Below are 16,524 nucleotides of genomic sequence, written 5' to 3' on the forward strand. Positions count from 1 at the left end.
CGGACCGCCGGTCAGCCGGGCAGCGCGGGTAGGCCGATCGGGCTGTTCGGCGGGATCACCGTGTGGCAGGACCGGGCCATCGGCTCCAGCAGCTCACGCAGCCGGTCGGTGTCGTCCGGGCCGAGAGCCCGCCACGGATGTGCGGCGGCCCGGTCGGTGGCGTCCTCGATCGCCTGGAACCCGGCGTGACCGACGTCGGTGGCCGTGCCGTCCCCGGTCAGCCAGCCGCGCTGGGCCAACCGTTCGCGGGCGGCCCGCCACTGCTCCTCGGACCAGCCCCGGCCGAGCAGGTTCTCCGCCGACATGTCCACCGCGACCCGCCAGGCCAGCGTCTCCACCGGGTCCAGGCCGGCGGCCACCAGGGCGGCGATGTGCCCGTCGCCCCGCAGCTCCCGCAGCGTGGTCGCGGCCTGCCAGAGGCGGGCGAGAGGGTATTCCCCGACCGGCAGCGCCGCGTTGGCCGCGCCGAGCACCCGACCGGCGGTCTGCGCCGCCGAGGCGGCCCGTTCCAGCAGGTCGGCGGCCTCGGCCAGGTGCGCCTCGGGCAGCTCGTAGGTCAGCTCCGCGAGGGCCTGCACGGCGCCGGTCAGCCGGGCGCGCAGCGCCTCCTGCGGGGTGGCCAGCCGCCAGACCGCCGGCAGGGCCCGGCTCACCATGGGTGGTGCGAAGTTGAAGAACGCGGCGATGACCGGGGCGGCCTCGGCGGCGCCCAGCGGCGCGGCCCGGCCGGCGAAGTAGCCCCGCCAGTAGCCGCGCAGCCCGACCGCCTCGTGCGCGGCCCGGGCCCGAGGGTGGAAGTAGGTGACCGCGTGCACCGGCTCGAAGTGCGTCCACATCAGCCGGGCGGTCCGCCCGGGCTCGTCCAGCGCCGTCACGTGCACCTCCGCGTCCCGGGTCCGCATGGTCACCCCGGACGGCGGGCCGCCCGGGGTGACGCCGAACCTACTGCCGGAGGGTGACGGGCAGGAAGCCCCATGTGAACAAGTCCATCGCGCCGCGGCGACAACCGGGGCGATCCGGACGGGTCACTGGGCGGCGAGCACGTCCACCACGAAGCGCAGCGGACCGGTCGGACGCCCGTTGGCGTTGGCCTCGTCGTTGCCGTACGCCAGCTCGCCCGGGATGTCGAGCTGCACCCGGCTGCCCACGGTCACGCCCACCAGTCCCTGGTCCCAGCCCGGGATGACCTGGCCCACGCCGATGGGGAAGCTGGCCGGCTGGCCGGCGTTCCAGGACGAGTCGAACTCCTTGCCGTCCTTGAAGAAGACGCCCACGTAGTTGGTGGTGATGGTCTGGCCCTTCTTCACCGCCGGGCCGGTGCCCTTGATCACCGGGGTGACGGTGAGCTTCTTCAGCTCACCCTTGCCCGCGGCCACCGTCGGCTTGGTGCCCAGCGCCGGGTCGGCGCCCGCGGGCAGCTGCGGAGCCGGGGGCGCGGTGGGGGCGTCCGCGGCCGGGGCGGAGGCGGACGGGGTCGCGCCTGCCTGGTTGGCGGGCTTGTCGTCGCTCCGGTTCCGGTCGATCCACACGAAACCGCCGATCAGCAGCGCCATCACGGCGACGCCGGCGAGGCCACCCGCCCACGCCTGGCGGCGGCGCTTCGCCTCGGCGGCCTTCTGCGCCGCCAGCTGGGCGGCCAGCCGCCGACCCGCCTTCGTCGCCGGGCTCTGGCCCTCCGACCGGTTCTCCTGCGTGCGCTCGCTCACGTCGTCGACTCCCTGCTGCGAAGGTGTGGCCGGCACGCGGTGCCGGGGGGAAAGCCGACGCACACGGTACCCGCCCGGCGGCCTGCCGTGCCCGCCCCGGATGCCTCGGATCGCCCAGCGACGCCCTCGCGGGACGTTATTTCGGGATCACCATGAAGTCGGTCACGAACGACGTCACGGCCCCGTCGGCCGCGCGCCCGATCCAGGTGCCGTAGCAGCCGTCCCCCCAACCCGTGGCCACGGTGACGACATTGGCGCCGGTGGCCTCGTCGAGGACTGCGGTGATCAGACCCCGGACCGGCGACATGGGCAGCTCGTCGGGGATGAACACCTCCTCCACCTGGTCGTGGTCCCAGCCGTCGAGGACGGCGAGCGCCGTCGGGTCGGCGAGCGTGCCGGCGCCCGCGTCCACCCCGTACCCGAAGTAGTCGTCCGGGCCGAGCGCGGCGACGTCCTGGTCGCCCGCGACGGCCGGCTCCCAGCGAATCGCCGGCTCGTCGGAGACCACCAGTTGCAGCGCGGCCACCCGCCGGTCCACCTCGGCGCCCTCCCGGAGCACCACGGCCACCCAGGCGCGGGCGGGGTACCGCCCCGGCGCGACAGTCACCGTGTACGGCTCGGCCTCCGGGCAGACCAGCGGGTCGCACCCGACCACCCGGCCGGTGGGCAGCACGACGTCATCCACGGGATGGGCCTCGATCAGGTACGCGCCGTACTCGTCGGTGAAGCGGGCACCGGGCGTCAACAACCGGTCCAGGTCAGGGGTGTACGGCATGGGGGGCTCCTCCGGTGGCCAACGGCCGGCGGAGCGTACCCGGTCCGGCGGACACCCTTCGTCGCCGCCGTACGGTCAGGCGCTCTTGCGGGGTGCGGTCTTGCGCGCGGCCGTCTTCTTTGCCGGCTCGGCCTTCTTCGCGGCCGTCTTCTTCGCTGGCTCGGCTTTCTTCGCGGCGGTCTTCTTCTCCGCCGTCTTCTTCGCCGTGGTCTTCTTCGCGGGCGCCTTGGCGGCCTTTTTCTCGGCCGCCTTCTGGGCCGAGCGGGCCGACGAGATGGGCGTCGGCTCGCCGCCGCCGCCACCGCGCGCGGGCTGTTCGCCGCGTGCCGCCCGGGCCCGGTCCACCGATGCCTTCAGCGCGGCCATCAGGTCCACCGCCGCGGCCGGGGCCTCCTCGACCTCCTCCGGCTGGACGACCTCCCGACCCTCCACCTTGGCGTCGATGACCTCCTGCAACGCGGCCCGGTAGTCGTCGGTGAAGACGTCCGGCTCGAACTCGCCGGTCATCGAGTCGATCAGGGAGCTGGCCATGGCCAGCTCCGGTGGGCGTACCTTCAGGTCCTCGTCGAGGAAACCGAAGTCCGGCGTACGGATCTCGTCCGGCCAGAGCATCGTGTTGAGCAGCAGCACGCCCTCGCGGACCCGCAGCGTGGCGAGCTGTTCCCGCTGGCGCAGCGCCACCTTGACGATCGCCACCCGCTCCGAATCGATCAGGGCGTCGCGCAGCAGCACGTACGGCTTGGTAGCGGTGCCCTCCGGCTCCAGGAAGTACGCCTTGTTGTAGAGGATCGGGTCGACCTGATCGGCGGGGACGAACTCCAGCACGTCGATCGCCCGCGAGCTGGTCAGCGGCAGGTCGGCGAAGTCCTCGTCGGTGAGGATCACCATCTCGCCGCCGCCGATGTCGTAGCCTTTGGCGATGTCGTCGTAGGTGACCTCCTCGCCGCAGACCGAGCAGGTGCGCTTGTAGCGGATCCGGCCGCCGTCCTCGCGGTGCACCTGGTGGAACCGGATGTCCTTCTCCTCGGTCGCCGAGTAGAGCTTCACCCCGATCGAGACGAGCCCGAACGACACGGCTCCCTTCCAGATGGCACGCATCCTGCGCTCCCTTCCCCGGTATCGACCATGCTCGCATCCGTTGGAACTCCACGCGAGGTGTTCGGCCTGCTACTACAGTCGGGTCGTGCCCGGCGCGCCGCTCAAGCCGATGCTCGCGATGACCGGGCCGCTCCCGGCGGGTGACGGCTGGGCGTACGAGTTCAAGTGGGACGGGGTCCGCGCGCTCGCCGACATCTCCGGCGGCGTCCAGCACCTGTACGCCCGCTCCGGCGTGGAGATCACCGCCGCGTACCCCGAGCTGGCCACCCTCCCCGAGCAGGTCGACGACGTGCTGCTCGACGGCGAGGTGGTGCTGCTCGGCCAGGGCGGGCAGCCCTCGTTCACGGCGCTGGCCGAGCGGATGCACGTCCGGGATCGCAACAAGGCGGCCCGGCTGGCGGCGGTCATGCCGGTCACGTACATGATCTTCGACCTGTTGCGCCGCAACGGCGACGACCTGACCGGCTGGCCGTACGAGCGCCGGCGGGAGGCGCTGGACGCGCTCGCGCTCGGCGGCGCCCGGTGGGCGGTGCCGCCGGTGTTCGCCGACGGCCCGGCGACCTACGAGGCGGCCGGGGAGCACGGCCTGGAGGGCGTGATGGCCAAGCGGGTCGGCGCCGTCTACCGGCCCGGGGTGCGCTCCCCGGACTGGGTGAAGGTCAAGCTGGAGGTGACCGGGGACTTCGTCGTGGGCGGCTGGCGGCCGGGTGCTCGCCGCATCGGCGGGCTGCTGGTCGGGGTGCCCGGCCCGGACGGCCGGTTGATTTACCGGGGCCGGGTCGGTGGCGGGATCGGGGCGGCCATCGAACGGCAGCTCCTCGCCGAGCTGGAGCCGCTGCGCTCCGGCGTGTCACCGTTCGCGCCGGGAGTGCCGCGCGAGGATGCCCGGGGCGCCATCTGGGTAGAACCCCGGGTGGTGGTGGAGGTGAAGTACGGCCAACGCACCCCGGACGGCCGGCTGCGCTTCCCCCGGGTGCTGCGGTTGCGCCCGGACAAGCCGCCGGAGGAGGTCGACGATGCCGGCTGAAAAGGTGCGGGTGGACGTCGAGGGTCGCCCGCTGGAGCTGTCCAACCTGGACAAGGTCCTCTATCCGGCGGTCGGCTTCACCAAGGGCGAGGTGATCGACTACTACACCCGGATCTCGCCGGTGCTGCTGCCGCACCTGTGCGACCGGCCGGTGACCCGGATCCGCTTTCCCAACGGGGTGGACGACAAGTCCTTCTTCGAGAAGAACAAGCCGGCCGCGACCCCGGACTGGGTACGGGTGGAGACGCTGCCCGCGCCCGGGTCGACGAAGGGTCGGGAGACCATCGACTACGTGGTCGCCGACGACCTGCCCACCCTGGTCTGGCTGGCCAACCTCGCCGCGTTGGAGCTGCACACACCGCAGTGGAAGGTGGGCCAGGACCCGGACATGATGGTCGTCGACCTGGACCCGGGGCCGCCGGCCGGGCTCGCCGAGTGCTGCCCGGTGGCGGTGCTGATGCGCGACCGGCTCGCCGACGACGGCATCGACTCGTACCCGAAGACGTCCGGCAAGAAGGGCATGCAGCTCTGCTGCCCGATCGCCGGCACCCAGTCCGCCGACGACGTCTCCGCCTACGCGCGCCGGATCGCGCAGGAGCTGGAGAAGGCGCACCCGAAGCTGATCGTGTCGAAGATGGCGAAGAACCTGCGCCCCGGCAAGGTCTTCATCGACTGGAGTCAGAACAACGCGGCGAAGACCACAGTGGCGCCGTACTCGCTGCGCGCCCAGCGGACCCCCTCGGCCTCGACGCCGTTGACCTGGGACGAGGTCGAGGCCGGCGCGCGCGGCCGGACACCCGCCGTCCGCCAGTTCACCGCCGCCGAGGTCCTGGAGCGGGTCGAGGAGTACGGCGACCTGCTGGCCGCACTGCTCGACGGCGGCCCGGAACTGCCGGCCAAGGGCTGACCCTGGCTGGTGCTGTGGGCGCAGTCGAAGGTCGACGGTGACCGTCGGTCACCTTCGTGGGGGCGGATGCGGTGGTAAGCGGTATTCCTCAGAGTCATATTCATACCTCTGAGGTATGCCGCTCAACAGCGCATCGACACGGCGGGCCCGCCGAGCCGCCACCGGACGCCGCGACGGCGTTTCGTCGCTAGAGTTCGCCGATGCAGATGAGTGAACTCGTCGGCGCGCTGAGTGAGCTCCGCGCGCTGCGGGTTGAGCACGACGGCTCCGCCCTGCTCGTCACCGTGCCGGCGATCGACGTGAGCCTGCGGCTCTACCCCGAGGCGGTGGTGTGGCTCAACCACCGGACGCTGCCGCATGGTGAGCCGATCCTCCAGGTGGTGGTCCGCCAGCACGGCCGGGATCTGCGGATGATCCTGCTGAACGACGACGTCGCCTGGGAGCCGGCCGACCTCGACTCTCTGCTCGACTCCCCGATCCCGGTGCGTCTGACGGACCTGCCGGAACTGGTGGCGTACACCGAACTGGACCGGAACTCCGTCGGCGCCCTGCGGGCCTGCGACGAGCCGGGGGCGAACCTGGCGGCGCTCGCCGCAACGCTGCACCTGCACCGGTGCGTCCTCGTCGCAGCCATGCGGCTCGGCCTTCGACCGCTTGGCGCGGTACGGCTGTGGCACGAACTGTGGTGCCGCGTCGGCGAGTTCGCGCCGGCCCCGTACTGGCCCGACCCGGACTTCGACCGGCTCCTGGTCGAGGCGGGAGTGTCGTTGACGCCGTACGAGGAGGTCCGAGCCGGGGAGCGACCGGTCGAGATCGAGGCGCTGACCGTGGTCGACCTGCGGGCGGCGGAACCGGCGCTGACGGTCGGCCGGGCGGACGAGGCCGCGCTCGCCGCCTGGCGACAGTGGATGAAGCTGACGCCGCGGCAGTTCTACGAGGTGTTGACGGCGGAGCTGCCCGACGCGCGTGTCGAGATCTCGCTCTACGCCGACGGCGGCGCCGCGGTCTCGCTGCGCATCGCGCCGTCCGACGTTCTGCGGGTCCTGCTCGAACTGCGGCTCTCCTTCCCCCGGCGGTTGGCGATGCTGGACGAGATCCGCATCACCGAGGAGGCCACCGGCACCGGGCTCTTCCAGCGCATCATGTCCAACCTGGAAAGGCTCACCCGGTCGCTGGGCCTGAAAGCGATCAAGGTGTACGCCACCGGGGACGGCAGCGTCGCGTTCGCCCGCGCCGGCTTCGACTGGGACCGGGATCCGGGCGACTGATTGCGCTCAGCGGTGCTGCTGTCGGGGCGTCAGCGTCCGTCGTATCTGGGCGGTGGCCGCTGGACCGATGGCCTCCTGCGTCGCCGCGAGCAGCCGCGCGCACAGCGCCCGGGCGGCGGCCAGGTCGGCACGGGCCCGGCTCGCGTCCCGCAGCAGCGTGGCGCGCTCGTCGTCCGCGACGGCTCGGATGTCCGCCACCTCCCGCCGGCGAGCGCTGCGTACCTCGTCCGCCATCACCAGCACGAACTCCGTCCGGTTCCGGTCGATTTCGGTGGTGGTCGAGGCGGTCGGACTGGCCGCCACCACCCGGGTGACCGCCTCGGCGGGTAGGAAGAACAGCGTCGTGGTGGAGTACCGGCTGAGGGCTGCCTGTTGCTGCCAGCGGGTCAGCAGCCCCGACTTGCCATCGAGGAAGGGCGCCATCGCGAACGCGAAGTCCACGTCGACGGTGGCGAGCAGCGCGCGGGAGTCGTCCATGCTGCGCCGGAGCTGGTTGATCAGCACGGACTGCCGGTGCAGCAGCGCGGCGAACTCCGCCTGGTCGTCTGCCCGGGGGTCGGTGTCGGAGATCAGGGCGTCGGCCAGGCTCAGGAGGCGGTCGCCGTTGAGGCACAACTCCTGCAACGTGAGGACCACGTCCAGCAGGTGGGCGCCGACCTTCGCATCCTGGAAAACCGTCCGCCGATCCAGCAGTCTGCTGACGTACGAGTTGACGATCTGGACCACCGCCGACAGCAGTTCACCCACTGCGCCGCCCCCTCCAAAGTGGTGTGGGGGCGAGTGTAATCGCCAGGTCGCGCCACCCGGTCCGTCGCCGATCGTGATCAGCGTGCCGCCTGCGGGTGGCCGGCGGCGAGCGACGCGGCGGCCAGCGCCCGACCCATCGGGCCGAGCCCCAGGACGGCGACGATGGCGGATTGATTGTCCTGGTTGCGGTGAGTCACAGCGACGACGCTAAACCTTCACGTTGACGTGAAGGTCAAGCCCTGATCTGCTGTCGGTGTGCGGATCAGCGAACTGGCGCGGGAGGCGGGCACCACCCCACGTGCCCTGCGCTACTACGAGGAGCAGGGCCTGTTGCGTCCCGCCCGTCTCGCCAGCGGCTACCGTCACTACGACCCGCAGGCGGTCGGCACGGTGCGGCACATCCAACTGTTGTTGTCCGCCGGCTTGAACACCGCGGCGATCGCCGAGATCCTTCCCTGCATCCCCGACGACGTAACCGTGCTGGCCCCCACCTGCCCGGAGCTCCTCGACGCTCTGGCAGTGGAGCGCACCCGCATCACGACGTCCATGGATCGGCTCGCAGCCGCTCGCGATGTCCTGGATCGACTCATCCAGGCCGGCCCTGCTGCCGGCGACCGGTCCTGAGCATCGTCCGCTGCCGGCAGCCGCGTGGCGGTGCTGCTGCCGCCGCACTGGCAAACGGCCGCGCCCCGACCCGCTACCTCGTCGGCACCGGGCCGGCACCGCCAGGGAGCATCAGCTCGCGGCGACGTGAACAGCGGGCGAAGCGCGGCGCAGACGCCACCAGGCGCCAACGACCAGGGCCACGGTGATGACGGTGACCGCGACGTCGCCGGCCAGGGCCGCCGCCGGGCTCGCCGGGGAGTACGGCGGCACCAGGTACGCGAACGCGGCGGCGCTGACCACGCTCGCCGAGCCCGCGGCGAGCACGTGCCGCTGCCCCCAGCGAGCGCCCCCCGACAGGTACGCGAGCACGGCCCCGACGGTGGCGGCGAGCGCCAGCGCGACGGCCACCCCCGGCCAACCGGGCGTCGGGTCGGTGAAGAGGCGGGCGAGGACGACCAGCAGACCCACCCAGATCGGGTGCGGCACCCGGCGGACGCGGCGCGGGTGGGGGCGACGCCAGCGGGGCAGCAGGGCCGTCGCGACCAGGGTGAGGACCACCGCGGTGGCGAAGGCCAGTTGCAGCGGGCTGGCCAGGAAGTTCTTCCGGCCCTCGGGAGTGGTGAAGATCAGCAGGCTGCCGAGCAGGTAGAGCACCGCGACCACCGCCAACCCCTGTCGTCCGAGCCACGGCCGAAGCCGCCGTTTCGCACCGAGGAACGACTCGACGAACACGATCGGCGCGCAGATGGTCAGCAGGATGTGGTTGCCCACGTAGTCGAACGCCTGCCGGAGGCTGAAGCCGAGCCCCGGCACCAGCGACGCCTCGGCGGCGGCCCGGGTGTCGGCGTACTGGGTGTCATCGAGGTAGCCGGGGTTGAACAGGGACTGGTCCACCAGGCCGGCCTGGAGCACACCGAAGGCGGCGGCGAGCAGCACGATCGTCGGCCATCCCGCGCCGAGGTGCCGGGCGGTCTCCCGGATCAGGATCGCCGCCCCGCCGTACATCGGGCCCAGGAAGATCACCACCGGGAGGAAGCCGTCGAGGGCGAAGCCACCCCACGAGCACTCGGCCGCCCAGGGCGCGAGCAGCAGCAACGCGACCACCGGCACGAGCCGGCGGCGCAACGGGGGACGGTCGGCGAGGTCGGGCGCGGTCGGCATGGGCACTCCTCGGTGGCGCTGCGGGGGTCGTCCGTAGCGTCCGTGGGCCACCCGGCCAGCCGCTACGGCCATCGGCCGACGAGGGGTACGACCAAAGTCGTTGCGTAGGGTGGTGGCGACGTCGTCACCCGGGGAGCGCGCGGATGCAGCCACACGCCACGGCCGACCTGTCGGACCCGTCCACCGCCACCGAGATTCCGCTGCTCAGCTACCGCGACGAGGCGACCGGCGAGCGCGTCGACCTGACCGCGCAGCAGGTCGGCGCCTGGGCCGCGCGCAGCGCCAGCCTGCTGCGGGACGGCTGCGGACTCGGCCCCGGCAGCCGCGTAGCGGTGCTGCTGCCGCCGCACTGGCGTACCGCCGCGGTGTTGTTGGGCGCCTGGGCCTGCGGCCTGGCGGTGTCGTTCCGGCCGCGCGCCACGGCGGGCCTGCCGGTGCTGGAGCCCGGCGGTGACCGGCCGTTCGACGCGGTCTTCGTGACCCCTGAACGCCAGGACGACTGGTTGGAGGACGTGCCGGACGCCCCGCACCGCTACCTCGTCGGCAGCGGGCCGGGTCGGTTGGCCGACGTGCCGCTGGGCTGGTTGGACTGGTCCGCAGAGGTGCTTCGCTACTCGGACGTCACGCCCGACCACACCGCCATCCACCCGTCGGATCCCGCCAGCGCGGACGGCACGACCTACGGTCAGTGGGAAGCGCTCGCCCGGGAGGTCGCCGGGATGCTGGACCTGCGCGCCGGTGACCGGCTGCTGGTCGACGCCGCCGAGCACGAGCAGCCGTTGAAGTGGTTGCTCGCGCCGCTGTCGGCGGGCGCGTCCGTGGTCATCAGCGCCAACCTCGACCCGGCGCGACGGGATGCGATCGTCGCCGCCGAGCGGGTGACCCGGGTCCTGTAGACCGCTGCCGGGCCGGCCTAACAGCGCTGGCCGATTCTGTTCCGTTACCTCGGCATCTGCCCTGCTCAGAGGGTCTTTTGTCGATGCCGTCGGCATGTTCTCATACCCGAACAACGACGTCATCGACACCGCACCGCTCCCTCACTGAAAGGTGCACCGATGCACAGGAGATCGACCTTCCGACTGGCGGTTCTCACCGCCACCGCCGCCACGTTCCTGGCGTCCGGCGGGGCCTCCGGGGCGCTGGCACGTCTACGAGGCGAAATGGTGGACGCGCGGCCAGGAGCCCGGTGACAACAACGGCCCCTGGAAGCTGATCAAGTAGTCAGATTGGCGTGACGCCGGCCCGGGACCGTTTCTGGTCCCGGGCCGGTGCGCATCTCGTCACCCGTCCGGTGGAGCGGCAGTCTTCCGCCGGCTCTCACGTTTTTCCTGCTCATACGCTGCGCCGAAAGCAGGTGGCACTCTCACACCCGACGGAGGGCAGCGGTGGCGTCGAGGCGTACACGTCGGATGGTGGTGTCGGCGGTTGCCGGCGCCCTGTTCGCCCTCGGCGTGGTCGCGCCGGGTCCGGCGGCGGCGCCGCTGCCTCGCGCGGCCCGGGCGGACGGCGACGTGACCCCCGAGCCGCGCGAGCCGCGCCCGCCGCTGCTGCCGGCGGACTTCCGGGGCACCGGCCGGTACATCGTGCGGGACCTCGGCATCGACGTCCCGTTCACCTGGCAGGGCCGCGACGGCAACAGCCAGATGATCGCCGGCGGCCCGGAGTACCCGATCTGGTTCACGAACCTGATCTTCGAGAACACCCTCTACACGCTCACCTACAAGTGGCCGAACATCCCACTGTTCCCGCCCCGTGCGTGCAGCAAGGTGCCGGGGTTCTTCAACCGGCAGATCTTCAACGACAAGCTGAAGACCGCCCGCTTCGTCGGGCCGGAGATCCTGCAGGGGGAGAAGGACCGGCACGTCGACCACTGGCGGGTCGGGGTCGTCGGCGGCTCGACCGTGCCGGGAGAGTTCTTCCGGTTCCCGCTCGCGCTCGGCGACATCTACGTCGACCAGCGCGACTCGACCCGGTGGTGGCAGGTGTTGCAGTTCGGCCTGCAGAACCTCTTCGACCCGGAACTCGACGAGTGGTTCACGATGGACACCTTCGAGCTCCGCCCCGGCGAGGTCCAACTCCCCGACCGCTGCCCACCTCCCACGTCCTGACCCCCCGACCGCGTTGATCAAGAGGTTTGCGTCACCGATCGGCCCGTCGATGACGCAAACCTCTTGATCACCACATGCGGTGGGGGGGTCAGAGGGCGAAGAGCAGGGCGGCGTTCAGGAGGACCACTGCGGCCGTCGCGAGGTGGATGCCGAAGGCTACGGCCTTCGTCCCGCCGTTGCGGAGCACGATGAGGGTGTCGCCCAGCGGGACGAGCGCGACGATCAGCATGAACCACGCGACCGCGTCGGCCGTGGTGAAGGCGATCAGGGCGAGGCCGAGTAGGCCGTAGCTGAGATCGCGTAGGCCCTTGATCGTCAGGTAGGCGGGGTCGCCATCCGGCCGGGCCGGTACGCCGTACCCGGCGGCTGCGGCCTGCGGCACCAGCAGGAACCGCGCACCGATGAAGGCGACGAAGAGGCTGAGGACGACGGCGAGCCCGTAGGCGAGGGGTGACAACATGGTCCGCTCCAATTCCTAGCGTTGCTAGATATGGGAGCGACGCTAGCAGAGCAGCGGCAGGTTTGCTAGCGGTGCTAGGATTTTGTCATGTCGACTCAGACGCGCCGGGAGCGCGAGCGGGCGGAACGGGAACGGGCCATCGTCGCCGCCGCCCGCGACCTGGCCCTGGCCGAGGGCTGGGACGCGGTGACCACCCGGCGGCTCGCCGCCGAGATCGAATACAGCCAGCCCGTCCTCTACAGCCACTTCAAGGGCAAGGACGCCATCATGGCGGCGGTCGCCGTCGAGGGCTTCGCCGAGCTGGCCACCGCCCTGGCCGCGGCCCGAACCTCGGCCGCCGACCCCCGGCAGGCCGTCGCCGACGTCGCCGCGGCGTACACCACCTTCGCCGAACAGCGGCCCGCCCTCTACGACGCGATGTTCACCCTCGCCGTGGACCTGCCGTTCGCCAGCCAGGACGTCCCGACCGACCTGGCCCGGGGTTTCGCCGAGCTGGCCGACGCGGTGCGTCCGATCGCCGGGAACGACGACCTGGAGGCGGTCACCGAGACATTCTGGAGCGGCCTGCACGGGCTGGTCACGCTGATGCGCAGCGGCCGGCTCCGCCGCGCCGACCACGACCGCCGGCTCGCGGTCCTGGTGGACCGCTTCTCTCGCTGAGCGTTGCCGTTACGGCCGTGCGCGCCTGGCGCACGGCGCGAGGTGGTCGACCGGCAGGGCGCACCGCGCGCCGCCAGGCAGTGGCCGGTCACAGAACACCCAGTGTCGTACGCCCTGCTGGTCCTCCGCCGACACGGTCACCCCGCCCGGCTCGACCCGCGCGCTGAGCCGGACCAACACCCGAGCGGCGGTACGCGCGAAGATCCGGGCGCGCAGCAGGTCCGGAGCGATGATCGGCAGGTGGATCACCCAGCGCTCGCTCATCGGGGACGGTGGTTCGGGTCGCGGGGGCTCGCCAGCCCTCTCCTCGGGTAGCGCACGGTGACTGCCCTTCGTCGGATGGGATCGACGGTGAGGGGCGGCCCCCGCCGGTTGCGCACGGCGGAGGCCGCCCGCCCGCAGCCGTTCCGGAGGTACGGCAGCAGGGCCGCGCCGGGGGAGCGCGGCGGATGGGGCCTCGGTGGCGATGCGAGACCGGTACGAGAGGCGCCAACCGACCGCAGCAGCACCGCATCACCGAGAGCGACGCTATTGCCACCGAGTCACCTATGTCAAGCATGTCTTTGAGTCATTAACCCACCTATGTCATCCGCGTTACATGCGTTGCCTGTGCCGATGGAGTCGATCAATACTGGGCGAGCCAACCGACTGCAAGGGGCTCCCCGTGCCTATCCCGCCCACGATGGACGAACTGCTCGACGATCTGTTGCAAAAGATCAAGAGCGGGACCTACGCGCCTGGATCACAGCTTCCGTCCGGGCGCGTTCTGGCCGACGAGTACGACGTCTCGCAATCCACGATCAGCCGTGCGGTGGCGACGCTTCGGAAGCAGGGAGTGCTGGTCGGTCGACCGGGGCGGGGTGTGTTCGTGGCGGAGTCCGGCCGGCGCTGATCCGCCTGCCGCCTGCCGCCTGCCGCCCGCCGTCCGCCGAGGGAAGGTGTGCGGCTCTTGGGCTGGCACGCGCCTTGGTCAACTCGGGTTTCAGGAAGGCGGGGTGTCCGGGCGCTCGGGACACCCCGGTTTTCAGGAATCCGAGTCGATCAAGCGGGGCGGAACCCGCGGCGGGGCCAACCCTTTGATCGACTCCGTATCGCCGATGTGGGGGCATCAACCTGCTGGGATACCGCCACGTCGGCGATGTGGAGTCGATCAAGGCGCCAAGGCGTCAAGGCGTCAAGGCGTCAAGGCCGAGCGTCGCGTCAGTCGAAGGACGGCAGGGACGGGCCGAGGACGTCGTCGGCGTCGACGATCGTGTACGCGTACCCCTGCTCGGCCAGGAACCGCTGGCGGTGCGCCGCGTACTCGGTGTCGATCGTGTCCCGGGACACCACCGTGTAGAAGTGCGCCTGACGCCCGTCGGCCTTCGGCCGCAGCACCCGCCCGAGCCGCTGCGCCTCCTCCTGGCGTGACCCGAACGTCCCGGACACCTGGATCGCCACCGCCGCCTCCGGCAGGTCGATCGAGAAGTTCCCGACCTTCGAAATCACCAACGTCCGCAGCTCACCGGAGCGGAACGCGTCGAACAACCGCTCCCGCTCCTTGTTCGTGGTCGAGCCTTGGACGATCGGCGCGTCGAGGTACTCGCCGATCTGGTGCAACTGGTCGATGTACGCGCCGATCACCAGCACCTGGTCGTCCGGGTGCCGGTCGACAAGCGCCTTGACCACCGGCAGCTTGGTGCGGGCGGTCGCCGCCATCCGGTAGCGCTCCTCGGCCTCCGCCGTCGCGTACGACATGCGCTCCGCGTCGGTCAGCGTCACGCGGACCTCGACGCACTCGGCCGGGGCGATCCAGCCCTGCGACTCGATGTCCTTCCACGGCGCGTCGTACCGCTTCGGCCCGATCAGGCTGAACACGTCGCCCTCGCGGCCGTCCTCGCGTACCAGAGTGGCGGTGAGGCCCAGCCGACGGCGGGCCTGGAGGTCCGCCGTGAAGCGGAAGATCGGCGCGGGCAGCAGGTGGACCTCGTCGTAGACGACCAGGCCCCAGTCGCGGGCGCCGAACAGGTCCAGGTGGGTGAACGCGCCGCCGCGCCGCGAGGTGAGCACCTGGTACGTGGCGATGGTGACCGGGCGGATCTCCTTGCGCTCGCCGGAGTACTCGCCGATCTCCTCCTCGGTCAGCGACGTGCGGGCGATCAGTTCCCGCTTCCACTGCCGGCCGGCGACGGTGTTGGTGACCAGGATCAGCGTGGTCGCCTTCGCCTCGGCCATCGCCGCCGCGCCCACCAGGGTCTTGCCGGCGCCGCAGGGCAGCACCACCACGCCCGACCCGCCGGCCCAGAACGCCTCGACGGCCTCCCGCTGGTACGACCGCAGCGTCCACGGCTTGCGCCCGTCCTTGCCGGCCTCGGCCAGCTCGATCGGGTGCGCCTCGCCGTCGACGTAACCGGCCAGGTCCTCCGCCGGCCAACCCAGCTTGAGCAGCGCCTGCTTGAGCCGGCCCCGCTCGGACGGGTGGACCCGGATCGTGTCGTCGTCGATCTTGTCGCCGAGCATCCCGGCGAGCTTCTTGCTCTTGGCCACCTCGATCAGCACCAGCCGGTCGAGCGCGCGCAGCACCAGCCCGTGCGCCGGGTCGTTCGCGAGCTGGAGCCGGCCGTAGCGGTCCATCGTCTCGGCCACGTCCACCAGCAGCGCGTGCGGCACCGGGTACCGCGAGTACTTGATCAGCGTGTCGACCACGCCCTCGGCATCGTGCCCCGCCGCACGGGCGTTCCACAGCCCGAGCGGGGTCAGCCGGTACGTGTGCACGTGCTCCGGGGAGCGCTCCAGCTCGGCGAAGGGGGCGATCGCCATCCGGCAGGCCTGCGCGTCGGGGTGGTCGATCTCCAGCAGCAGGGTCTTGTCCGACTGCACGATCAGGGGTCCACCACTCACGCCAGCGTCCTCTCCTCGGTTGGCCGTCCAGCCGGAGCGGGTCGCAGACCCGCCGCTGGCTGACCATCCAGTGTTGCACGGCGGAGAACGTGGAAAGAAAGATGAGCACCGGGTGCAACCAGGACGGCACTCACGAACGTCTAGCAAAGGGACGACCGTCCAGGGGAGGTGCCATGAGGCGTGTCCGGAGCACTTCCCGGTTGGTTGCCCTGGCGGTGGTCGTGCTGGTCGGGGCCGGCGCGTGCACGTTCGATCCGCAGTCCGGCGGGAGTGGTGGCGGGGGAGCCGCCCCGGTCGGTGCGGCGGAACAGGCAACGGGGGCGAGCGGCACGTCCGGGCCGGGCCAGCGCGGCCGGCCCACGCCGGCCGCGCCGACGTCGAAACCCAGCCCGAAACCCTCCGGGAAACCCACGCCAAAGCCGACCCGCACGGCGTCGACCCCGACCCCGAGCACCGGTACGCCGACCGTCGCCGGCTGCCCGCAGGGCCAGCACCAGCGAGCCGTGGAGACCTACCTCGCCCGGCTGGGCGGGTTCGGGCCGGTCACGGTCGACGGGCGGCAGTCCGCCGCCGACTGCGCCGCCATCAAGAAGTTCCAGAAGAGGTACGGCATTCGCCCCGTCGAGGGACGCGCCGGACCAACGACCTTGGACGTGGCCCAGCGACTCGCCACCACCGACACGACCCGCTGCAAGGCCGGCACCGGCACCACCTTCTGCGTGGACCTGACCCGGCAGACCGTGTGGGCGGTCCGGGGCGGCAAGGTGATCATGGCGCCGACGGTGACGCGCACCGGCATGTCCGGCTACCGGACCCCGTCCGGCACCTACACGGTCAACTACCGCAATCCGAAGGAGTGGTCCAACCCGTACGAGGTGTGGCTGCCGTACTGGCAGCACTTCACCCAGGGCATGGGGTTCCACGAGACCACGACCTACCTGCACGACAAGTCGATCGGCTCGCACGGCTGCGTCAACCTGCTGCACGCCGACGCCGTCCGGATGTGGGAGTTGGGCAAGGTCGGCACCCGGGTGGTGCTGATCGGCCGCCGCCCCGGCACCTGAACATCCCGCCCGACTCGGGGTTTATCCCCTGTCACACCCGTCCCGGGAGTGACACTC

18 protein-coding genes are annotated in these 16,524 nt (G+C 71.6%); 9 read left to right on the forward strand and 9 right to left on the reverse strand.

The window, feature by feature from the left end; all coding sequences use genetic code 11:
- Positions 1–11: 11 nt before the first annotated feature.
- From ABZT87_RS08115 to ABZT87_RS08130, 4 genes are all read right to left on the reverse strand, one after another.
- On the reverse strand, positions 12–836 hold the full coding sequence (locus ABZT87_RS08115) for a hypothetical protein (RefSeq protein WP_355134619.1): 825 nt from the start codon (positions 834–836) through the stop codon (positions 12–14).
- A 189-nt stretch (positions 837–1,025) separates the two neighbouring features.
- On the reverse strand, positions 1,026–1,742 hold the full coding sequence (locus ABZT87_RS08120; protein WP_354854735.1) for an FKBP-type peptidyl-prolyl cis-trans isomerase: 717 nt from the start codon (positions 1,740–1,742) through the stop codon (positions 1,026–1,028).
- Between the two features lie 100 nt (positions 1,743–1,842).
- Positions 1,843–2,481 carry a DUF4241 domain-containing protein gene (locus ABZT87_RS08125; RefSeq protein WP_355134405.1) on the reverse strand — a complete coding sequence of 213 codons (639 nt, stop codon included), beginning with the start codon at positions 2,479–2,481 and terminating at the stop codon, positions 1,843–1,845.
- A 75-nt stretch (positions 2,482–2,556) separates the two neighbouring features.
- Positions 2,557–3,579 (reverse strand): Ku protein, encoded by a 1,023-nt coding sequence (locus ABZT87_RS08130; RefSeq protein WP_355134407.1) that lies wholly within the window; start codon positions 3,577–3,579, stop codon positions 2,557–2,559.
- 85 nt (positions 3,580–3,664) lie between these two features.
- Between ABZT87_RS08130 and ligD (ABZT87_RS08135) the strand changes: the two genes are divergently transcribed.
- The 3 genes from ligD (ABZT87_RS08135) (at position 3,665) to ABZT87_RS08145 (ending at position 6,781) form a co-directional block, all read left to right on the forward strand.
- Positions 3,665–4,606 carry a non-homologous end-joining DNA ligase gene (ligD, locus tag ABZT87_RS08135; protein ID WP_355134409.1) on the forward strand — a complete coding sequence of 314 codons (942 nt, stop codon included), beginning with the start codon at positions 3,665–3,667 and terminating at the stop codon, positions 4,604–4,606.
- The gene (ligD, locus tag ABZT87_RS08140; RefSeq protein WP_355134411.1) at positions 4,596–5,513 is read left to right on the forward strand and encodes a non-homologous end-joining DNA ligase; all 918 of its coding nucleotides are present in this window, start codon (positions 4,596–4,598) and stop codon (positions 5,511–5,513) included. The genes ligD (ABZT87_RS08135) and ligD (ABZT87_RS08140) overlap by 11 nt, the downstream gene beginning before the upstream one ends.
- 200 nt (positions 5,514–5,713) lie before the next feature.
- Positions 5,714–6,781 (forward strand): hypothetical protein, encoded by a 1,068-nt coding sequence (locus ABZT87_RS08145; RefSeq protein ID WP_355134413.1) that lies wholly within the window; start codon positions 5,714–5,716, stop codon positions 6,779–6,781.
- A gap of 6 nt (positions 6,782–6,787) precedes the next feature.
- Here ABZT87_RS08145 and ABZT87_RS08150 read toward each other — a convergent pair whose 3' ends face one another.
- Positions 6,788–7,528, reverse strand: a complete 741-nt coding sequence (locus tag ABZT87_RS08150; RefSeq protein ID WP_355134415.1) for a hypothetical protein — start codon at positions 7,526–7,528, stop codon at positions 6,788–6,790.
- Positions 7,529–7,783: 255 nt separating this feature from the next.
- Here ABZT87_RS08150 and ABZT87_RS08155 point away from each other — a divergent pair, with 255 nt between their 5' ends.
- The gene (locus ABZT87_RS08155) at positions 7,784–8,152 is read left to right on the forward strand and encodes a MerR family transcriptional regulator (RefSeq protein WP_355134417.1); all 369 of its coding nucleotides are present in this window, start codon (positions 7,784–7,786) and stop codon (positions 8,150–8,152) included.
- A gap of 111 nt (positions 8,153–8,263) precedes the next feature.
- Here ABZT87_RS08155 and ABZT87_RS08160 read toward each other — a convergent pair whose 3' ends face one another.
- A complete protein-coding gene (locus ABZT87_RS08160; RefSeq protein WP_355134418.1) occupies positions 8,264–9,295 on the reverse strand; it encodes a hypothetical protein in 1,032 nt (343 codons plus the stop codon).
- A 143-nt stretch (positions 9,296–9,438) separates the two neighbouring features.
- Between ABZT87_RS08160 and ABZT87_RS08165 the strand changes: the two genes are divergently transcribed.
- Together ABZT87_RS08165 and ABZT87_RS08170 are read left to right on the forward strand one after the other, a co-directional pair.
- Complete coding sequence (locus ABZT87_RS08165) at positions 9,439–10,191, forward strand: TIGR03089 family protein (RefSeq protein ID WP_355134419.1); 753 nt, start codon at positions 9,439–9,441, stop codon at positions 10,189–10,191.
- 489 nt (positions 10,192–10,680) lie between these two features.
- Entirely contained in the window at positions 10,681–11,403 is a 723-nt protein-coding gene (locus tag ABZT87_RS08170; protein ID WP_355134421.1) for a hypothetical protein, read from the forward strand.
- A gap of 88 nt (positions 11,404–11,491) precedes the next feature.
- Here ABZT87_RS08170 and ABZT87_RS08175 read toward each other — a convergent pair whose 3' ends face one another.
- A complete protein-coding gene (locus ABZT87_RS08175; protein ID WP_355065521.1) occupies positions 11,492–11,863 on the reverse strand; it encodes a DUF4267 domain-containing protein in 372 nt (123 codons plus the stop codon).
- Positions 11,864–11,950: 87 nt separating this feature from the next.
- On the opposite strand from ABZT87_RS08175, the gene ABZT87_RS08180 reads away from it, so the two are divergent.
- Positions 11,951–12,523 (forward strand): TetR/AcrR family transcriptional regulator, encoded by a 573-nt coding sequence (locus ABZT87_RS08180; RefSeq protein ID WP_355134423.1) that lies wholly within the window; start codon positions 11,951–11,953, stop codon positions 12,521–12,523.
- Positions 12,524–12,532: 9 nt separating this feature from the next.
- On the opposite strand, the gene ABZT87_RS08185 is transcribed toward ABZT87_RS08180, so the two are convergent.
- Positions 12,533–12,787, reverse strand: coding sequence for a hypothetical protein (locus tag ABZT87_RS08185; RefSeq protein ID WP_355134425.1), 255 nt, complete (start codon positions 12,785–12,787; stop codon positions 12,533–12,535).
- A 418-nt stretch (positions 12,788–13,205) separates the two neighbouring features.
- Here ABZT87_RS08185 and ABZT87_RS08190 point away from each other — a divergent pair, with 418 nt between their 5' ends.
- The gene (locus tag ABZT87_RS08190; RefSeq protein WP_139581917.1) at positions 13,206–13,415 is read left to right on the forward strand and encodes a winged helix-turn-helix domain-containing protein; all 210 of its coding nucleotides are present in this window, start codon (positions 13,206–13,208) and stop codon (positions 13,413–13,415) included.
- Positions 13,416–13,723: 308 nt separating this feature from the next.
- On the opposite strand, the gene ABZT87_RS08195 is transcribed toward ABZT87_RS08190, so the two are convergent.
- Positions 13,724–15,403 carry a DNA repair helicase XPB gene (locus ABZT87_RS08195; protein ID WP_355134427.1) on the reverse strand — a complete coding sequence of 560 codons (1,680 nt, stop codon included), beginning with the start codon at positions 15,401–15,403 and terminating at the stop codon, positions 13,724–13,726.
- A 173-nt stretch (positions 15,404–15,576) separates the two neighbouring features.
- Between ABZT87_RS08195 and ABZT87_RS08200 the strand changes: the two genes are divergently transcribed.
- Positions 15,577–16,467, forward strand: a complete 891-nt coding sequence (locus ABZT87_RS08200) for a L,D-transpeptidase family protein (RefSeq protein ID WP_355134429.1) — start codon at positions 15,577–15,579, stop codon at positions 16,465–16,467.
- Positions 16,468–16,524: the final 57 nt, after the last annotated feature.

The sequence above is a fragment of the Micromonospora sp. NPDC005237 genome (assembly GCF_040607775.1).
GTDB lineage: Bacteria > Actinomycetota > Actinomycetes > Mycobacteriales > Micromonosporaceae > Micromonospora.

What these genes read in the sequence shown, in the direction of transcription:
- ABZT87_RS08200 (WP_355134429.1), top strand. Translation starts at nt 15,577, where the DNA reads ATGAGGCGTGTCCGGAGCACTTCCCGGTTGGTTGCCCTGGCGGTGGTC.
- ABZT87_RS08145 (WP_355134413.1), top strand. Translation starts at nt 5,714, where the DNA reads ATGCAGATGAGTGAACTCGTCGGCGCGCTGAGTGAGCTCCGCGCGCTG.
- ABZT87_RS08175 (WP_355065521.1), bottom strand. Translation starts at nt 11,863, where the DNA reads ATGTTGTCACCCCTCGCCTACGGGCTCGCCGTCGTCCTCAGCCTCTTC.
- ABZT87_RS08190 (WP_139581917.1), top strand. Translation starts at nt 13,206, where the DNA reads ATGGACGAACTGCTCGACGATCTGTTGCAAAAGATCAAGAGCGGGACC.
- ABZT87_RS08125 (WP_355134405.1), bottom strand. Translation starts at nt 2,481, where the DNA reads ATGCCGTACACCCCTGACCTGGACCGGTTGTTGACGCCCGGTGCCCGC.
- ABZT87_RS08165 (WP_355134419.1), top strand. Translation starts at nt 9,439, where the DNA reads ATGCAGCCACACGCCACGGCCGACCTGTCGGACCCGTCCACCGCCACC.
- ABZT87_RS08160 (WP_355134418.1), bottom strand. Translation starts at nt 9,295, where the DNA reads ATGCCGACCGCGCCCGACCTCGCCGACCGTCCCCCGTTGCGCCGCCGG.
- ABZT87_RS08185 (WP_355134425.1), bottom strand. Translation starts at nt 12,787, where the DNA reads ATGAGCGAGCGCTGGGTGATCCACCTGCCGATCATCGCTCCGGACCTG.
- ABZT87_RS08130 (WP_355134407.1), bottom strand. Translation starts at nt 3,579, where the DNA reads ATGCGTGCCATCTGGAAGGGAGCCGTGTCGTTCGGGCTCGTCTCGATC.
- ligD (WP_355134411.1), top strand. Translation starts at nt 4,596, where the DNA reads ATGCCGGCTGAAAAGGTGCGGGTGGACGTCGAGGGTCGCCCGCTGGAG.
- ABZT87_RS08115 (WP_355134619.1), bottom strand. Translation starts at nt 836, where the DNA reads ATGTGGACGCACTTCGAGCCGGTGCACGCGGTCACCTACTTCCACCCT.
- ABZT87_RS08180 (WP_355134423.1), top strand. Translation starts at nt 11,951, where the DNA reads ATGTCGACTCAGACGCGCCGGGAGCGCGAGCGGGCGGAACGGGAACGG.